This is a genomic window from Leptothrix sp. (in: b-proteobacteria) (assembly GCF_965250675.1).
In the GTDB taxonomy this organism is placed as follows: Bacteria; Pseudomonadota; Gammaproteobacteria; order Burkholderiales; family Burkholderiaceae_C; genus Sphaerotilus.
Window position 1 is genome coordinate 1 of sequence record NZ_CBDFPH010000011.1, and the last position, 16,432, is coordinate 16,432.

A 16,432-nucleotide genomic window follows, 5' to 3' on the forward strand; every position below is an offset into this window, starting at 1 on the left:
GGGCGTCAGGGCCGAACTGAGCCTGAGCAGCGCACAGGCCGGCCCGGTGGCGCTGCAGCAGCCCATCACGCTGTCGGTGCGCCTGAGCGACGAACTCAGCGGCGCGCCGCTGCGGGGCCTGCGCCCGCGCGTCTGGCTGAGCCGGCAAGGCACCGACCAAGCCCGAGGCCTGCGCGCCCCAGATCCGCCGCTTTGCCAGCGGCCGCCTGGCGCAGCGCGCCGACCGCGACCTGAACGGCTTCCAGCTCATCACGCTCAACGCTGACGCCAGCGTCTCGATCATCAACCCGCAGGTGCAGCTCAACAACACCCGGCTGGAGGCGCTGATCACGCTGCCGGGCGTCGGCACCGACTGGGTGCACGCCAAGGCGCTCGACCGGCTCTACATCACCCTGGCCGACCGGGGCGAGCTGGCGGTGGTGGACCTGAGCACGAACAAACTCGTCCACGTCAATTCCGCTCGGCACCGGCAAGCCGCGCCGGCTGGTGCTCAGCCCGGACGAAAGCACGGTCTGGGTCGCCGATGGACGACACCGACCGCCTGCATGGCCGTCGACACCGCCACTGCTCGCCGTGCGCCATGAACTCAAGATCGGCCGCGGCGCGCATGCGCTGGCCATCAGCGACGACGGTCGCCGCGTGGTGGTGAGCGCCAGCACCGACAACCGCGTCAGCGTGATCGACGCCCAGGCCGGGCGCGTGCTGGCCGACCTGTCGGTCAAGGGCACGCCGCTGGCGGTCGACTACAGCCCGCTGTCGCGCCGCGCCTATGTGGCCACGCTCAACGCGCCCAAGGTCACGGTGATCGACACCGAGACAGCGCGTCTGGAGCGCGAGATCAAGCTGCCCGTGCCGCTGTCGACCCTGCGCGTGGACAACAGCGGCCGGCACGTGCTGGGTGTCAACACCAGGTCGAGCCAGCTGGTGGTGATCGACGCCGCCAGCGCCCGGCTGGTGACCAGCGCCAAGACCGTGGCCCAGCCCGACCAGATCGCCTACACGCAGAAGTTCGCCTTCATTCGCGGACTGGGCAGCCTGACGGTGCAGATGGTCGAGCTGCGCGCGCTCAACGAGGGCCGGCTGGCGCTCAACGAGATTCCCATCTTCCAGAAACTGCCCAGCAGTCAGCCTGAGAACATCGGCCCGGCCGACCTGATGGCGCCCTCGCCCGAAGGCGACAGCATGGTGATGGGCAACGCCCCGGACACCGCGCTGTACTACTACACCGAGGGCATGATGGCGCCGCAAGGCACCTACCGCACCTACAGCCGCGCGGCGCGGGCGCTCAAGGTGGTCGACCGCAGCCTGCGCGAGACCGCGCCGGGCCTCTACACCGCCCGCTTCAAGCTCGACCGCGGCGGCCGCTACAGCCTGCCGCTGCTGCTGGACCAGCCGCGGGTGGTGCACTGTTTTGCGCTCGCGGTCGACGACACCGGCGCCACGCAGGACGGCCGCAAGCTGGAAATCGACTACGCGTGGTCCGCCGCCTCAGGCACCCAGGCGCCCGTGACCGAACTGACGGCCGGCGCCGAGCATCAGCTGCGCCTGAGCCTGCGTGACGCCCGCAGCGGCGAGCCGCTGACCGGCGTGCGCGACCTGCAGGTCATGGCGCTCGAAAAACCCGGCCTGTCGCAGCAGCGCGTGTTTGCGCGCGAGGCCGAACCCGGCGTCTACATCGCCCCGCTGCGCCCGCTGCGCGCCGGACTCTGGCGCCTGAGCGCGCAAAGCGTCAGCCAGGGCCTGAGCTTCGACCGCTCGCCGGTACTCGACTTCACCGTGCGCGGCGAGACGCCCGCTACGCCTGCCTTACCTGCCCCGCAATGAAATCCGCCATGTCGCTGACCTCTTACCTGAAACGCGCCGCCTGCGGCCTGTCGCTGCTGGCCGCCGCCGGCCTGATGCCGGCCACGGCGCAGGCGCAGAACGCCACCACGCCGCCGCCCGCGACCAGCACGCTCAAGGTCGACCTGCCCGATGTGGTCGTGCAGGACCAGAACGGCCAGAACCGCCGCTTCTTCAAGGACCTGGTGGCCGGGCGCAGCGTGGCGGTGAACTTCATCTTCACCTCGTGCACGTCGATCTGCTCGCCGCTGTCGGCCACCTTCAAGGCCATGCAGACCGAACTGGCCGCGCGCAAGCCCGCCGGCAGCGAGGACGTGCAGCTGATCTCGATCAGCGTCGACCCGCTCACCGACACACCCGAGGAGCTGCGCAAGTTCGGCGCCAAGTTCGACGCCGGTCCGGGCTGGACCTTCGTGACCGGTTCGCGCAAGAACATCGACGCGCTGCTCAAGGCCTTCGGCGTCGGCAACGGCGACCCCAACGACCACTCGCCGATGGTCTTTCTGGGCCATGAGCCCAGCAAGCGCTGGGTGCGCACCTACGGCCTGGCCAGCCCGCAGAAGCTGGCCGACCGGCTGCTGAGCCTGCGTCAGGCCACGGCCGCTGCGGACACGCCCGACCTCGCCCCCATGCGCCAGCTCGCCGCCCAGCAAGCCAGCCAGGCCAGCAGCGTGGCGGCCGGCAAGGGCACGCGCGGCGCCGAGTACTTCACCAACCTGCCGTTGATGACGCAGGACCGGCCGCGCGTGCGCTTCTATGACGACCTGATCCGCAACCGCGTGGTGCTGGTCACTTCGTTCTATACCAACTGCCGCGACGTCTGCTCGCCGGTGAGCTTCAACCTGCAGAAGGCGCAGGCGCTGCTGCAGGCGCAGATCAATATCCCTGTGCAGATGGTGTCGATCAGCGTCGATCCGGGCATCGACACGCCCGAGGTGCTGCGCGAGTTCGCCAAGCGCCATGGCGCCAAGCCGGGCTGGTCGTTCGTGACCGGCAAGAAAGAGAACATCGACTGGGTACTGCACAAGCTGGGGCTCTACCAGGAGAAGGTGGAGCAGCACACCGCCGTGCTGTGGATCGGCAACGACCGCAACGGTCAGTGGCTCAAGCTGCACGCGCTGGCACCGCCCGAGGCGATCGTCGACGCCGTGCGCAAGGTGCTCTGATGCGGGCTCGCGTGCGGTCGGCCGTGCTGCTGGCCGTGCTGGGGTGGAGCGCGTCGCTGTCGGCGGCACCCACTCCAACGGCGCCGACCGACAGCGACGCCGCCGCCCAGGCCGGTCAGCAGCTCTACCGCACCGGCCGCAACCGCTGGGGGGGCGAGCTGCAAGGTCAGGTCGGCTCGGGCGTCACGCTGTCGGGCCAGATGGCGGCCTGTGCGCGCTGCCACGGCAACGATGGCGCGGGGGGCCGTGAGGCCGGGTTGACTGCGCCGCCGCTGCGCTGGTCGGCACTGACGCAAGCCCGCGTCGGCCAGCTCGGTATGACCGACCGGGCCGGCTACGACACCGCCCGCCTGCTCGACGCCATCCGCCAGGGTGTCGACGCCAATGGCCGCCCGCTCGCCTCGGCCATGCCGCGTTTCGAGCTGCAGCCGCGCGAGGTGGCCGACCTGATCGCCCACCTGCAGCGCCTGGGCACCGAGCAGGACCGCGAACCGGGCGTGCATCCGGACCGCATCGTGCTGGCCAGCGTGCTGCCGCTGACCGGCGTCCGCGCCGCTCAAGGCCACGCCGCACGCGCCGCGCTGGCGGCCTGCGTGGCGCGCGGCAACCGCAGCGGCGGGCTGTACGGCCGGCGCATCGAGTTGCAGGTGCACGACGCGGCCGATCCCGCTGGCGATACCGCCATCGCGGCCCGCCTGCAGACCGAGGCCGTGGCCGTGATCGCACCCTGGTGGCGCGACAAGAGCGCCCGCGACATTGCCACGCTGCTGCCCGGCCTGCCGGTCCTCGGCCCGCTGGGCGCCGCCAGCGAACTCGAACCCGGCGGCGGCGATGTCTACGCCGTGGCACCGCAACTGAGCGAACAGGTGCGCGTGCTGATCGACGCCTACGCGCGCGGCGAGTTGAATCCGGCACCCCTGCCCGTCCGCAGTCGCCCTGCACGCCTGTTGCTGATGGCATCGCAAGAGCCGCAGCACCGCAGCGCCAGCCTGGCTGCGCAACGCCAGGCGCTGCTGTATGGCGCGCTGGACGTGCGGCTCTGGCCTGGAGCCAGCCCGCTGCAGCCCAGCAGCCCCGGCGCGTTGAGCGCCGCGCTGGCGTGGCTGGCGCAACAGGACCTGCAGCCCCAGGACGCCGTGCTGGTGCTGGGGCCGTCGACGTGGCTGCGCACCACGGCCGAGACGCTGGCCCGCGATGCCCAGGACGGATCTGCCCCGCTGCTGCTGGCCAGCGACGGACAAGCCGGGCGTGATCTGCTCGACGCGCCGGCTGCGCTCTGGGCGCGAACGGTGTTCAGCCACAGCCTGCCCGCGGCACAGGATCTCGACCCCCGGCCGCTGCAGCAGGATCTGCAACAGGTCAACGCCCGGCTCGATGCGCCAGCGCTGCAGAGCCTGGCCTACGCGGCGTCCTGCCTCGGGGTGGAAGCGCTGCGCCGCAGCGGACGGCTGGTCACGCGCGACCGGCTGCGCCTCAGCCTGGAAGCACTGCATGATTTCCGCACCGGCGTGCTGCCGCCGATCAGTTATGTGCAAGGGCAACGGCTGGGCGTGACCGGCGCTGCGCTGGTGCGCCTGAGCCCCCCATCCAGCGGGCAACCGGCCGGTTTGCGACCCGTATTGCCCTGGCGGCTGCCGCAACCCTGGTGAGTCCAAAGATGCGGGACCGGTCAATTTCCGCATGACATTGCGCGCGATCAAACCACCTAGGCATCAGAAACCGATGATGGGTATTGAACGTGAAACCCGCCACATTCCGGGCGGCAGGAGGTTCCAAATGCAACACTGGCACGCGTGGTTCAGTGACCGCGATGACGATGACAAGATCTTCGACCCCGCCCACTGGCGCTGGAATGAAGTGATGGAGACACAGCAACGCTTCTGGACCGAATGCGCAGAAGCCGGCCAGATCTGGCTCTCCTGGTGGGTGTCGGTCCTGCCGCCCATGAACTGGCCGCCCGTGGGCGTGGTGTTGCCTCCCGGCGAAACCAAGGCCACCGGCAACAGCAAGGATCCGGCTTCAGAGGCGCGCAGCGCCAGACTTAGCCCACCCGCAGACACCGCCTCCGCCGCTGCGCACAAGCAGCGCAGCGCGGTGGCACGCCATCACTGAGACCGGCCTTACAGCGGCTCGATGCGCTCGGCCTTGATGGTCACGTCCATCGACTTGCCCTTGCGGGCGCGCTTGCTGGTGTAGGCGCTCAGCGCCACCGGCTTGAAGGTGTCCTCGCGCATCTTGCCGCCCCGGCCCACGCCGGTCACGCGCACTCCCTGCGCCAGCGTGGTCACGGCGGCCAGCGTGTCGCCGGCCTCCACATCCATCAACACCAGACCCCGGCCACCGCCGGACTGGTGCTTGAGTTCGCTCAGCGGATACACCAGCAGGCGGCCGCTCTGCGTCGCGCAGGCCACTTGCGTGTGGGCCGGCGCGACCCGCACCGGCGGGAACCAGACTTCGGCGCCTTCAAGCGTCAGGAAGCTCTTGCCACCCTTTTGCCGCCCGACCATGTCACCCACCCGCGCCAGCAGGCCGGTGGCACCGCTGTGCGCCAGCAGGAGCAGCGTGTCAGCCGGTGCGGCCAGGTAGTGCAGGATCTGGCTGCCCGATTCAAGCTCGATCAGGCTGGTGATCGGCACGCCGTCACCCCGCGCACCGGGCAGCACGCTCACCGGCACCGAATAGACCCGGCCGTTGCTGCCCATCACCAGCAGCGGATCGGTGGTGCGGCACTCGAAGGTGCCGTACAGCCCGTCGCCCGCCTTGAAGGCGAAGCCCGCCGCGTCGTGGCCGTGGCCGGTGCGGGCGCGCACCCAGCCCTTCTGGCTCACGACCACCGTCACCGGCTCGTCGACCACGCGAAGCTCGACCACCGCCTTCTTCTCGGTCTGGATCAGCGTGCGGCGCGCGTCGCCGTGCAGCTTGACGTCGGCCTCGATCTCGCGGATCACCAGCCGCTTGAGCGTGCCGGGGTTGGCCAGAATGTCCTCGAGCCGGCTCTGGTCGCCGCGCAGTTCGGTCAGCTCCTGCTCGATCTTGATCGCTTCCAGCCGCGCCAGCTGACGCAGGCGGATCTCCAGGATGTCCTCAGCCTGGCGCTCGCTGAGCTTGAAACGGGCGATCAGCGCGGCTTTGGGTTCATCGCTCTCGCGGATGAGGTGGATGACCTCGTCGATGTTGAGCAGCACCAGCTGCCGGCCTTCGAGCACGTGGATGCGGTCGCGCACGCGCTGCAGGCGGTGTTCGGTGCGGCGGCGCACCGTCGCCATCCGGAAGCCGATCCACTCGGCCAGCATCTGGCGCAGGCCCTTCTGCGTCGGCCGGCCGTCGGCGCCGACCATGGTCATGTTGATCGACGCGGAGCTTTCCAGGCTGGTGTGCGCCAGCAGCGTCGTGATGAGCTCCTGCTGCCCGGTGGTGCGGGTCTTGGGCTCGAACACCAGCCGCACGGCGGCATCCTTGCTGGACTCGTCGCGCACGCAGTCCAGCACCGCCAGCACGGTGGCCTTGAGCTGGACCTGCTCGGGGCTGAGCGCCTTCTTGCCGGTCTTGATCTTGGGGTTGGTGAGTTCCTCGATCTCTTCCAGCACGCGCTGAGAGCTGGCGCCGGGCGGCAGCTCGGTCACCACCAGCTGCCACTGGCCGCGCGCCAGGTCCTCGATCTTCCAGCGCGCCCGCACCTTCAGGCTGCCACGCCCGGTGCGATAGGCCTCGGCAATGTCGGTGGCGCTGCTGATGATCTGGCCGCCGCCGGGGTAGTCCGGGCCGGGCACGAGGTCGAGCAAGGCGGCGTCACTCAGCGCCTCATCGCGGATCAGCGCGATGGCGGCAGCAGCCACCTCGCGCAGGTTGTGGCTCGGGATCTCGGTGGCCAGGCCGACCGCGATGCCGCTGGCGCCGTTGAGCAGCACGAAGGGCAGGCGCGCGGGCAGCTGGCGCGGCTCTTCGGTCGAACCGTCGTAGTTGGGGATGAAGTCGACCGTGCCTTCGTCGATCTCGTCGAGCAGCAGGCGGGCAATCGGCGACAGGCGCGCTTCGGTGTAGCGCATGGCGGCGGCGCCGTCACCGTCGCGGCTGCCGAAGTTGCCCTGGCCGTCGATCAGCGGGTAGCGCAGCGCAAAGTCCTGCGCCATGCGCACCAGCGCGTCATAGGCCGCCGTGTCGCCGTGCGGGTGGTAGCGACCCAGCACGTCACCGACCACGCGGGCGCTCTTGACCGGCTTGGAGCCGTTGGCCGCCAGCCCCATGCGCTGCATGGCGTAGAGGATGCGGCGCTGCACCGGCTTCTGGCCGTCGCAGACATCGGGCAAGGCGCGGCCCTTGACGACGCTCAATGCATATTCAAGGTAGGCGCGCTCGGCGTAGTGGGCCAGCGTCAGGGCGTCGTCCCCCACCGGCGAGGTGACATCAATTTCCATGTTTTTCAGGTGCGGGCGGCTCAGAGCCGGCGGAGTCTAGCAGCGCTCTTTTGCGCCGCACCACCCGTCATCGGCCCGCTTTTCAGGCCACGCGGCGCGGCTCATCCATGGGAACCAGCACAGTTTCCTGCGCATCAGGCGGCACGGCCGAGGCTGGCTTGGACGCAGCCAGATGCGCCGTTCGCTGCTCCAGCTCGAACTGCGCTTTCTGCAGCAGCGACACCATCTGCTGCATGCGCTCCAGCAGCAGGTCGCGCTCTTCGCGCACTGCAGCCAGCTGGCCGGTCAACTGGGTGTGCTCGCCCTCATGCAGGCCCAGCATCTGCGCCAGTTCGGCGCGGGTGGTGACGACCTGCTTGCGCAGCACGTCGACCTCTTCGCGGGCACGCTGGCGCTCCTGCAGCACGGTACGGCGCGCGGTTTCAGCCTTGGCCAGGTCCTGGTTGGCCTTGAGCAGCACGCCCGACAGTTCCTTGAGTTGCTGGTCGCGCTGCGCGAGCTTGACCTGCACGCTGGTGGCTTCGTTGCGGGTCTGCTCCAGCGAGCGGGCGATGTCGCGGCGGGCCTGTTCCAGCGCAGCCAGCGAGTTTTCATGGTCGGCGCTGAAAAAAGCCAACTGCTCGGAGTGGCGCGACTCGGCTGCCTGCATGGTCTCCTGGAAATCGGCACGCTTGGTCTCGAGACGCCGACCACGCCAGGCGCCACCCACCAGCGCGCCCATCAAGCCGGCCAGTAACAAGGACAAGCCGATCTGGCTGAGTAGAAACATCATGAACTCCCCGAAATTTTGAAAATGGACCTGATCGTGCGCAGCGTCAGCGGGTGGCTGTCGCGGTGGCAGCCGCTGGCACGGCGCGGAAATCGAGGCGCCCCATCTCGACACGCGCCACAGCGCTGGCGCCCGTGCTGTTGGCGTCCGCGCGGCGTGTGTCGATCTGCTGCAGCGGCACGCCCGCCATGATCAGCACGGCAGCAGCGGCGCGGGCGCGCTGGTCAGCAAGCTGACCGTCGACTTCAGCGCGGCTGTCGATCGGGCCGGTGACAACCACGCGCCACTCCGGACAGGCCTTGACCACCGTCGCCACGTCGCCGATCGCCTTGCGCGCGGCGGGTGAGTCAATCGCCACCGATCCCGGCACGAAGCGGATCACGGTGCGGGAAAAGGCGATGCGCAGTGCACGCTCGCAACCCATGCTCCCCACCATGCCACCGGCCGAGGCTGCAGCAGCAGTGGGGGTTGAAGCCGTCTTGGTGGATGCCGCAGGGGCCGCACTCGCCACATCAAGATGCTGCTCCAACGTAAGAAAAACGCCGGGCACGCCCATGTAAGGCGCCAGCAAACCGGCCGCTGCGCGCTGCAACTGGACCAGGCTGTCCTGATCAGGCGCCTGGCCTTTCAGGCGACCGGTCGAGTTCTCCACCTCCAGGCGCGCCCAGCCGAAGCCGGCTTGCATCAAGGCCGTGTCAGCGCTCGCCTGCGCGCGCTGAGTCAGCTGCGCAGGGCGCAGATCACCACGCACCCAACCTGAACCCACCAGCCCCAACGCCGCCATCAAGCCCAGACCCCACCCCCACCTTGAGGCACCGACAGGCATCCAACTTGAAAGCAACGACATTCAAACTCCACGGCTGATGCACGGCACGACAGTGCACCGCGCGACGGGCCAAATCAGAAAAACCCGATTGATTCTGGCCGACGCTCCGTGAAATCGGAGTCACGCATTCGCGGGGTGCTTCATGCATTTTCCGGAAAAAACCACGAAAAATCAGCACTTACCGCGATAAAAGTCGCACTTTATTGATCGACCTTGCGGGCTCAGATGTCGATTTCGACCGCGTCGCCGTGCAGCTCCATCAGTTCGCGGCGCGCTGCGGCCTCGCCCTTGCCCATCAGCTTGGTCAACGCCAGGGTGGTCGCGCCGAAGTCCAGCGCGCCGTAATCGACCCGCAGCAGGCGGCGGGTGTCGGGGTTGAGGGTGGTCTCCCACAGCTGGACGGCGCTCATCTCGCCCAGGCCCTTGAAGCGACTGATGGCCCAGCTGCCGTCGCGTGCGCCTTCCTTGCGCAGCTTGTCGAGAATGGCCTGCAACTCGCCTTCATCAAGCGCATAGAGCTTGGCCGCCGGCTTCTTACCGCGCGCGGGCGCATCGACCCGGAACAGCGGCGGCTTGGCGACGTAGATGTGGCCGGCCTCGACCAGCTTGGGGAAATGGCGGAAGAACAGCGTCAGCAGCAGCACCTGGATGTGCGAACCGTCGACGTCGGCGTCGCTCAGGATGCAAATCTTGCCGTAGCGCAGGCCGCTCATGTCCGGGCTGTCGTTGGCACCGTGCGGGTCGACACCCACCGCCACGGCGATGTCGTGGATCTCGTTGTTGGCAAAGAGCCGGTCGCGCTCGACCTCCCAGGCGTTGAGCACCTTGCCGCGCAGCGGCAGGATCGCTTGCGTTTCCTTGTTGCGGCCCATCTTGGCGCTGCCGCCGGCCGAATCGCCCTCGACCAGGAAGACCTCGTTGAGGCTCAGGTCGCGGCTTTCGCAATCGGTCAGCTTGCCCGGCAGCACGGCCACGCCCGAGCCCTTTTTCTTCTCGACCTTCTGGCCGGCCTTCTGGCGCGCCTGGGCCTGCTTGATGACCAGGTCGGCCAGCTTCTTGCCATGCTCGACGTGCTGGTTGAGCCAGAGTTCGAGCGCCGGCCGCACGAAAGCCGTGACCAGCCGCAGCGCATCGCGGCTGTTGAGGCGCTCCTTGGTCTGGCCCTGGAACTGCGGGTCGAGCACCTTGGCCGACAGCACGAAGCTGGCGCGGCTGAAGACGTCGTCGGGCATCAGCTTGACGCCCTTGGGGCAGAGCGCGTGCATCTCCACGAAGCTCTTGACGGCCTGGAACAGCCCGTCTTTCAGCCCTGCCTCGTGCGTGCCGCCGGCCACGGTCGGGATCAGGTTGACGTAGCTCTCGCGCAGGTTGGCGCCCTCTTCGCTGAAGGCCACGCACCAGGCGGCGCCCTCGCCTTCGGCGAAGGTCTCGGTCTCGCCGGCGCCCGCATATTGCGCGCCCTCGAACACCGGGATCAGCGGCTCGTTGTTGAGGTTCTGCATCAGGTAGTCGCGCAGACCGCCTTGATAAACCCAGGTCTGCACGTCGCCGGTCTTCTCGTTCTTGAGCGTCACGGTCACGCCCGGCATCAGCACGGCCTTGCTGCGCAGCAGGTGCATCAGCTCGTTGCGCGGCAGATCGACGCTCTCGAAGTACCTGGCGTCGGGCCAGACCCGCACGGTCGTGCCGTAGCGGCGCTCGCCGGCGGCCTGCGGACGGGTCTGCAGCGGCTCTATCACATCACCGCCGCTGAAGGCCAGTGTGGCGACCTGCTTGTCGCGGCTGACCTGCACCTGCAGCCGGGTCGACAGCGCATTGGTCACGCTCACGCCCACGCCATGCAAGCCGCCCGAGAAACTGTAGGCGCCGCCCGAACCCTTGTCGAACTTGCCGCCAGCGTGCAGCCGCGTGAAGACGATCTCGACCACCGACACGCCTTCCTCGGGGTGCAGGCCGAAGGGAATGCCGCGGCCGTCGTCCTCGACGCTGATCGAGCCGTCGGCATGCAGCGTCACGCCGATGCGCTTGCCGTGACCGGCCAGCGCCTCGTCGGCGGCGTTGTCGATCACCTCCTGCACGATGTGCAGCGGCGTGTCGGTGCGGGTGTACATGCCCGGGCGCTGCTTGACGGGCTCCAGGCCCTTGAGCACCCGGATCGAGGCTTCGCCGTAGGCGGCAGCGCTCGTGGAGGTGGAGGAAGATGAGTTCGAGGAGGAGTTCCGGCTGGCCATGGGCGCGGATTGTAGGGAGGGCACTGCGGTGCTAGCCTTGCGGCCTTCTGCTGCGGCCCAACTCAGGCCGCGCTCACTGCCAAGAGGGAAAACCATGACGAAAGCGCTGTCCATGCACCTGTCCACCGCCACCCGCGCCCTGGGCGCCGCTGCCTTGCTGGCCACTGCGGCCGGCCAGACCGCGCACGCCGCCGACCTCAGCAACTTCAACAGCCTGACGGCCACCGAGTTCCGCGCCCTGAGCGAAGACCTGGGCGCCGCGTTGTCCTACAAGGCCTTGGTGCCGGCTGAGGGCCTGGGCGTGATCGGCTTTGACCTGGGCGTGGCCGCCACTGGCACTGTGCTGAAGAACCGCGAGGTGTTCAAGAAGGTGGTGAGCGGCGCGTCCGTGCCGGGCTCGCTGCCAGTGGTCAGCGTGCGGGCCGTCAAGGGCCTGCCCTTCGACATCGACGTGGGCGTGGCCCTGGGCGCCGTGCCCGGCACCAATGTGCGCACCGCCGGCGGCGAACTGCGCTGGGCCTTTGTCGGCGGCGGTACGCTGACGCCGGCCATTGCCGTGCGCGCGGCCATCAACCAGGTCAACGGCGTCGACCAGCTCAAGCTCAACACCAGCAGCCTGGACGTGTCGATCTCCAAGGGCTTCGCGCTGTTCACGCCCTACGCCGGTGCCGGCCTGGTGCGCACCAAGTCCGAAGCGACCATCACCAACAGCGAACAGCGCCGCGAATCGTTCAATCAGAACAAGGTGTTTGCGGGCGTGAACGTCAACCTCGGCCTGCTCAATGTCGCCGTCGAGACCGACAAGACGGGCGAAGCCAGCAGCTACGGCGTCAAGCTCGGCCTGCGCTTCTGAGTTGTTGATCTGAATGTCGCACGACGGACTGCACTTGTCCGTCGTGCGGCACCGGGCGCCCGGCACATCGCCTAAAGTGCGCCCATGACCTCCCACACCACTTCGCCCGAGCGCCTGTCCATGCAGCAGGTGCTGCTCTGCGGCGCCCTGATCGTCACGCTGTCCATGGGCATCCGCCACGGCTTCGGCCTGTGGCTGGCGCCCATCACCATGGAGCGCGGCTGGTCGCGCGAGACTTTTTCTTTCGCAATGGCGGTGCAGAACCTCGCCTGGGGCCTGGCCGGCCCGCTGACCGGCATGCTGGCCGACCGCTGGGGCGCACTGCGCGTGCTGCTGCTGGGCAGCCTGCTCTACGCCGGCGGGCTGGTGCTGATGGCGCTGTCCACCTCGGGCTGGGCCTTCACCGCCAGCGCGGGGCTGATGATCGGCGCGGCGCAGTCGGGCACCACCTACGCGGTGATCTACGGCGTGATCGGTCGCAACATCGACCCGATGAAGCGCTCCTGGGCGATGGGCGTAGCGGCCTCGGCCGGCTCGTTCGGGCAGTTCCTGATGGTGCCGGTGGAGAACTGGCTGATCGGCCACCTGGGCTGGCAGACCGCGCTGATTGTGCTGGGCGGCGCGGCGCTGGCCATCATTCCGCTGGCCTTCGGGCTGAATGAGCGCCGCTCGGCGCAGCACGCCAGCAGCGAGCCGCACCAGAGCGTGGGCGCCGCGCTGCGCGAGGCGCTCGGCCACCGCAGCTTCCAGCTGCTGACGGCGGGCTACTTCGTCTGCGGCTTTCAGGTGGTGTTCATCGGCGTGCACATGCCGAGCTACCTCAAGGACCAGGGCCTGGCGCCGGAAGTGGCCACCGGCGCACTGGCGCTGATCGGCCTGTTCAACGTCTTCGGCACCTACGCGGCGGGGGTGCTGGGGCAGAAGTGGCCCAAACGCTACATCCTGAGCACGATCTACCTGGCGCGCGCGGTGGTCATCGGCGTGTTTCTGGCGGTGCCCATCTCGCCACTGAGCGTGTACGTGTTTGCGGCGGTGATGGGCGTGCTGTGGCTGTCGACCGTGCCTCCGACCAACGCGCTGGTGGCGCAGATGTTCGGCGTGCGCCACCTGTCGATGCTGGGCGGCTTCGTGTTCCTGAGCCACCAGATCGGCTCCTTCATGGGTGTCTGGCTGGGCGGGCGGCTCTATGACCTGAGCGGCAACTACACGCCGGTGTGGCTGATCTGCATCGCGCTGGGCGTGGTCGCCGCGCTGCTCAACCTGCCGGTGCGCGAGCACGCCGTCAGCCGCCCGATGCCGGCAGCGGCTTGAGCGGCCTGAGCAGCTCAAATAAAAACATGCCCGCACGCTTCACAGCCGCTTTGCGTCGGACACTGGTGTGGCTCAGTGTGACCGCTGCGCTCGCAGCGGTCACACTGAGCTACTTTCAGCCAGGTTTGACGGTAGACCTGGCCAACCGGATCTGGAGCTGCTTTTGAATCCTTCGACTTGGGTCCTGCGCTTTGCCGCACAACTGCCCCCCGCCTCACGCGTGCTGGACCTGGCCTGCGGCAGCGGTCGCCACGCCAAAGCCCTGATCACGCGCGGCCACAAGGTCACGGCGGTCGACAAGGACGGCGCGGCGCTGGCGAGCCTGCCGGTGGTGGCAGAGCGCGTCCCGGCCGATCTGGAAACCCGGCCCTGGCCACTCGCGGGCCGCACCTTCGACCTCGTGCTGGTGACACATTACCTGTGGCGCCCGCTGCTGCCGCACATCCTGGCCAGCGTCGCGCCCGGCGGCTGGCTGATCTACGAGACCTTCGCTGCCGGCAACGAGACCATCGGTCGCCCCAGCAACCCGGACTTTCTGCTGCAGCCGGGCGAACTGCTGGATCTGGTCGCCGGCCAGCTGCGCGTCGTCGCCTACGAAGACGGCTACCTGGACGCACCGCCGCGCTTCATCCAGCGCATTGCTGCCGTGCGCCCACCGCTGGTTGTCAGCAGCGATTCAGCGCCGCGATACACCCTTTGAACCCCGTCGGCCCGAGGGCATTTGACCGCCCCACGGGCAGCTAGAATCCGCACTCCTCCAAGGACAGCTTTGTGCACATGAAACCGATAACAGGCAGCATCGTCGCTCTCGTAACGCCCATGTACGACGATGGCAGCGTCGACTACCCCAGCTTGCGCCGCCTGATCGACTGGCACATCGCCGAAGGCACGGCATGCATCGGCGTGGTCGGCACCACGGGCGAGTCGCCCACCGTCACCGTCGATGAGCACTGCGAAATCATCCGCGTGGCCGTCGAGCAGACCGCCGGGCGCGTGCCCGTGATGGCAGGCGCCGGTGGCAACTCGACGCAAGAGGCCATCGAGCTTTCGCGATTCGCGCAGAAAGTCGGCGCCGACTGCACGCTCAGCGTCGTGCCCTACTACAACAAGCCCTCGCAAGAAGGCATGTACCAGCACTTCCGCGCCATCACCGAAGCGGTGGACATTCCGGTGGTGCTCTACAACGTGCCCGGCCGCACCGTCGCAGACATGCTGCCCGAGACCACGCTCCGCCTGGCCCAACTGCCCGGCGTGGTCGGCATCAAGGAAGCCACCGGCAACATCGAGCGCGCCTGCTGGCTGATCAAGCACGCGCCCGCAGGCTTCTCGGTCTATTCGGGCGATGACGGCACCGCCGTCGCGCTGATGCTGATGGGCGGCCAGGGCAACGTGAGCGTGACCGCCAACATCGCCCCGCGCGCCATGGCCGACATGTGTCGCGCCGCCATTGCCGGCGACGTGCAGACCGCACGCGAAATCCACCTGCGCCTGCTCGGCCTGCACAAGCTGCTGTTCGCCGAGCCGAACCCGACGCCGGTCAAGTGGGCCATGCAGCGCCTGGGCCTGTGCGGCGCGGCACAACGCCTGCCACTGGTGCCGATGACCGACGCGCTGGTACCCGGCCTGGAAGGCGCGCTGCGTGAAGCCGGCTTGCTGAGCTGAGTGAACTGAATCGCACGGGCGCGCCATCGTGCGCCCGTCTCTGCCCTGCTGCCTGTCTTCTCAGGCGCGCTGTTGGAGCCGACTTCGTGCGGCTCTGGAGACCCCCCAACGTGACGCGACGTACTGACGTCCCCTGCGACGCCCCCCTGGCCCTTCGCACCGCCATCGCGACCGGCTTGGTCGTGACCCTGGTGGGTCTGAGCGCCTGCTCCACGGTTTCCGATTCGCTGACATCAAGCAAGGTCGACTACCGTGCCGCCTCGACCAAGACGGCGCCGCTGGACGTACCGCCTGACCTGACCCAGCTCACCAACGACCCGCGCTACCAACCGCCCAGCGGCACGTCGGTCAGCGCCACGGCACTGCAGACCCGCGGCACCGCTGCAAGTCCGGCGGCAGCGCCAGCGACCAGCGCGGTGGCACCCAACAGCGCCGGCAAACTGCGTATCGAACGCGCGGGTAACCAGCGCTGGCTGGTCAGCCCGCTGCCCCCCGAGACGCTTTGGCCTCTGCTGCGCACCTATTGGCAGGACAACGGCTTCACCTTGGTCGACGATCGCCCCGAGGTGGGCGTGATGGAGACCGACTGGACCGAAAACCGCGCCAAGCTGCCGCAGGATTTCATCCGCCGCACGCTCGGGCGCGTGATCGACAGCCTCTACGACACGGGCGAGCGTGACCGCTTCCGCACCCGCATCGAACGCACACCGCAAGGCAGCGAGATCTACATCAGCCACCGCAGCAGCGTGGAACTGGCTGTGGGCGACCGCAGCAACGAAACCACGCGCTGGCAGGTGCGCCCGGGCGATCCGCAGTTGGAGGCCGAGATGTTGAGCCGTCTGATGCTCAAGCTGGCAGGCCCGGTCGACGCCACCAAACCGAGTGCACAGAACGTGGCCACCGCCAGCCAAAGCATCATGGCTGCACCCGAGACACCTGCCCGCGCTCGCGTGCTGAACAACGCGACAGCTGCCAGCCTGCAGGTGGACGATGCATTCGACCGCGCCTGGCGCCGGATCGGCCTGGCACTGGACCGCGGCGGTTTCACCGTCGAAGACCGTGATCGCACCCAGGGCGTCTACTTCGTGCGCTATGTCGATCCCAAGCTCGCCGGCCAGGAAGAACCTGGCCTCTTCGCGCGCATGCTGGGCGTCAAGCGCCAGGACCTGAGCGGTACGCGCTATCGACTCAAGGTGGTTGCCGCGGGCACTGCTGCCAGCACCGTGACCGTGCTCGACACCAACGGCGCCGGACTCAACGATGACGGCGCGCGCAGCATCATCTCGCTGTTGGTGACGGAATTGCGCTGAGGCGCACGCAACACACCGGCCTTCCAAGGCCAACCAGAGCCGGCGCG

Annotated in this window: 15 protein-coding genes; 11 read left to right on the plus strand and 4 right to left on the minus strand. The window is 68.5% G+C overall.

Translation table 11 applies throughout. The annotated features are described in order from the left end of the window. The 6 genes from AC5IG3_RS14450 to AC5IG3_RS14475 all read left to right on the plus strand — a co-directional run. On the plus strand, positions 1 to 265 hold a 265-nt coding region (locus tag AC5IG3_RS14450; RefSeq protein ID WP_491906998.1), incomplete at its 5' end, for a hypothetical protein. Between the two features lie 28 nt (positions 266 to 293). Then, positions 294 to 584: a hypothetical protein gene (locus AC5IG3_RS14455; RefSeq protein ID WP_491906999.1), complete on the plus strand. Its 291-nt coding sequence runs from the start codon at positions 294 to 296 to the stop codon at positions 582 to 584. Beyond that, a complete protein-coding gene (locus AC5IG3_RS14460) occupies positions 574 to 1,824 on the plus strand; it encodes a YncE family protein (protein ID WP_491907000.1) in 1,251 nt (416 codons plus the stop codon). Before AC5IG3_RS14455 ends, AC5IG3_RS14460 begins: the two co-directional genes overlap by 11 nt. Positions 1,825 to 1,832: 8 nt before the next feature. Then, the gene (locus tag AC5IG3_RS14465; protein ID WP_491907001.1) at positions 1,833 to 3,008 is read left to right on the plus strand and encodes an SCO family protein; all 1,176 of its coding nucleotides are present in this window, start codon (positions 1,833 to 1,835) and stop codon (positions 3,006 to 3,008) included. Next, a complete protein-coding gene (locus AC5IG3_RS14470; RefSeq protein WP_491907002.1) occupies positions 3,008 to 4,657 on the plus strand; it encodes an ABC transporter substrate-binding protein in 1,650 nt (549 codons plus the stop codon). Before AC5IG3_RS14465 ends, AC5IG3_RS14470 begins: the two co-directional genes overlap by 1 nt. A gap of 127 nt (positions 4,658 to 4,784) precedes the next feature. Next, entirely contained in the window at positions 4,785 to 5,120 is a 336-nt protein-coding gene (locus AC5IG3_RS14475) for a hypothetical protein (RefSeq protein WP_491907003.1), read from the plus strand. A gap of 8 nt (positions 5,121 to 5,128) precedes the next feature. On the opposite strand, the gene parC is transcribed toward AC5IG3_RS14475, so the two are convergent. The 4 genes from parC to AC5IG3_RS14495 form a co-directional block, all read right to left on the minus strand. Beyond that, a complete protein-coding gene (gene parC, locus AC5IG3_RS14480; protein WP_491907004.1) occupies positions 5,129 to 7,423 on the minus strand; it encodes a DNA topoisomerase IV subunit A in 2,295 nt (764 codons plus the stop codon). Positions 7,424 to 7,505: 82 nt separating this feature from the next. Further along, the gene (locus AC5IG3_RS14485; protein WP_491907005.1) at positions 7,506 to 8,192 is read right to left on the minus strand and encodes a hypothetical protein; all 687 of its coding nucleotides are present in this window, start codon (positions 8,190 to 8,192) and stop codon (positions 7,506 to 7,508) included. Between the two features lie 46 nt (positions 8,193 to 8,238). After that, on the minus strand, positions 8,239 to 8,877 hold the full coding sequence (locus tag AC5IG3_RS14490) for an OmpA family protein (RefSeq protein WP_491907006.1): 639 nt from the start codon (positions 8,875 to 8,877) through the stop codon (positions 8,239 to 8,241). A gap of 362 nt (positions 8,878 to 9,239) precedes the next feature. Further along, on the minus strand, positions 9,240 to 11,249 hold the full coding sequence (locus tag AC5IG3_RS14495) for a DNA topoisomerase IV subunit B (protein WP_491907007.1): 2,010 nt from the start codon (positions 11,247 to 11,249) through the stop codon (positions 9,240 to 9,242). Between the two features lie 94 nt (positions 11,250 to 11,343). On the opposite strand from AC5IG3_RS14495, the gene AC5IG3_RS14500 reads away from it, so the two are divergent. The 5 genes from AC5IG3_RS14500 (at position 11,344) to bamC (ending at position 16,385) form a co-directional block, all read left to right on the plus strand. Continuing rightward, entirely contained in the window at positions 11,344 to 12,102 is a 759-nt protein-coding gene (locus tag AC5IG3_RS14500) for a hypothetical protein (protein WP_491907008.1), read from the plus strand. An 84-nt stretch (positions 12,103 to 12,186) separates the two neighbouring features. Beyond that, positions 12,187 to 13,413, plus strand: coding sequence for an MFS transporter (locus AC5IG3_RS14505; RefSeq protein WP_491907009.1), 1,227 nt, complete (start codon positions 12,187 to 12,189; stop codon positions 13,411 to 13,413). 163 nt (positions 13,414 to 13,576) lie between these two features. Then, positions 13,577 to 14,113: a class I SAM-dependent methyltransferase gene (locus AC5IG3_RS14510; RefSeq protein ID WP_491907010.1), complete on the plus strand. Its 537-nt coding sequence runs from the start codon at positions 13,577 to 13,579 to the stop codon at positions 14,111 to 14,113. A 77-nt stretch (positions 14,114 to 14,190) separates the two neighbouring features. Beyond that, positions 14,191 to 15,075 (plus strand): 4-hydroxy-tetrahydrodipicolinate synthase, encoded by an 885-nt coding sequence (gene dapA / locus AC5IG3_RS14515; RefSeq protein WP_491907011.1) that lies wholly within the window; start codon positions 14,191 to 14,193, stop codon positions 15,073 to 15,075. A 110-nt stretch (positions 15,076 to 15,185) separates the two neighbouring features. Continuing rightward, positions 15,186 to 16,385, plus strand: a complete 1,200-nt coding sequence (gene bamC / locus AC5IG3_RS14520; RefSeq protein WP_491907012.1) for an NlpB/DapX family lipoprotein — start codon at positions 15,186 to 15,188, stop codon at positions 16,383 to 16,385. Positions 16,386 to 16,432: the final 47 nt, after the last annotated feature.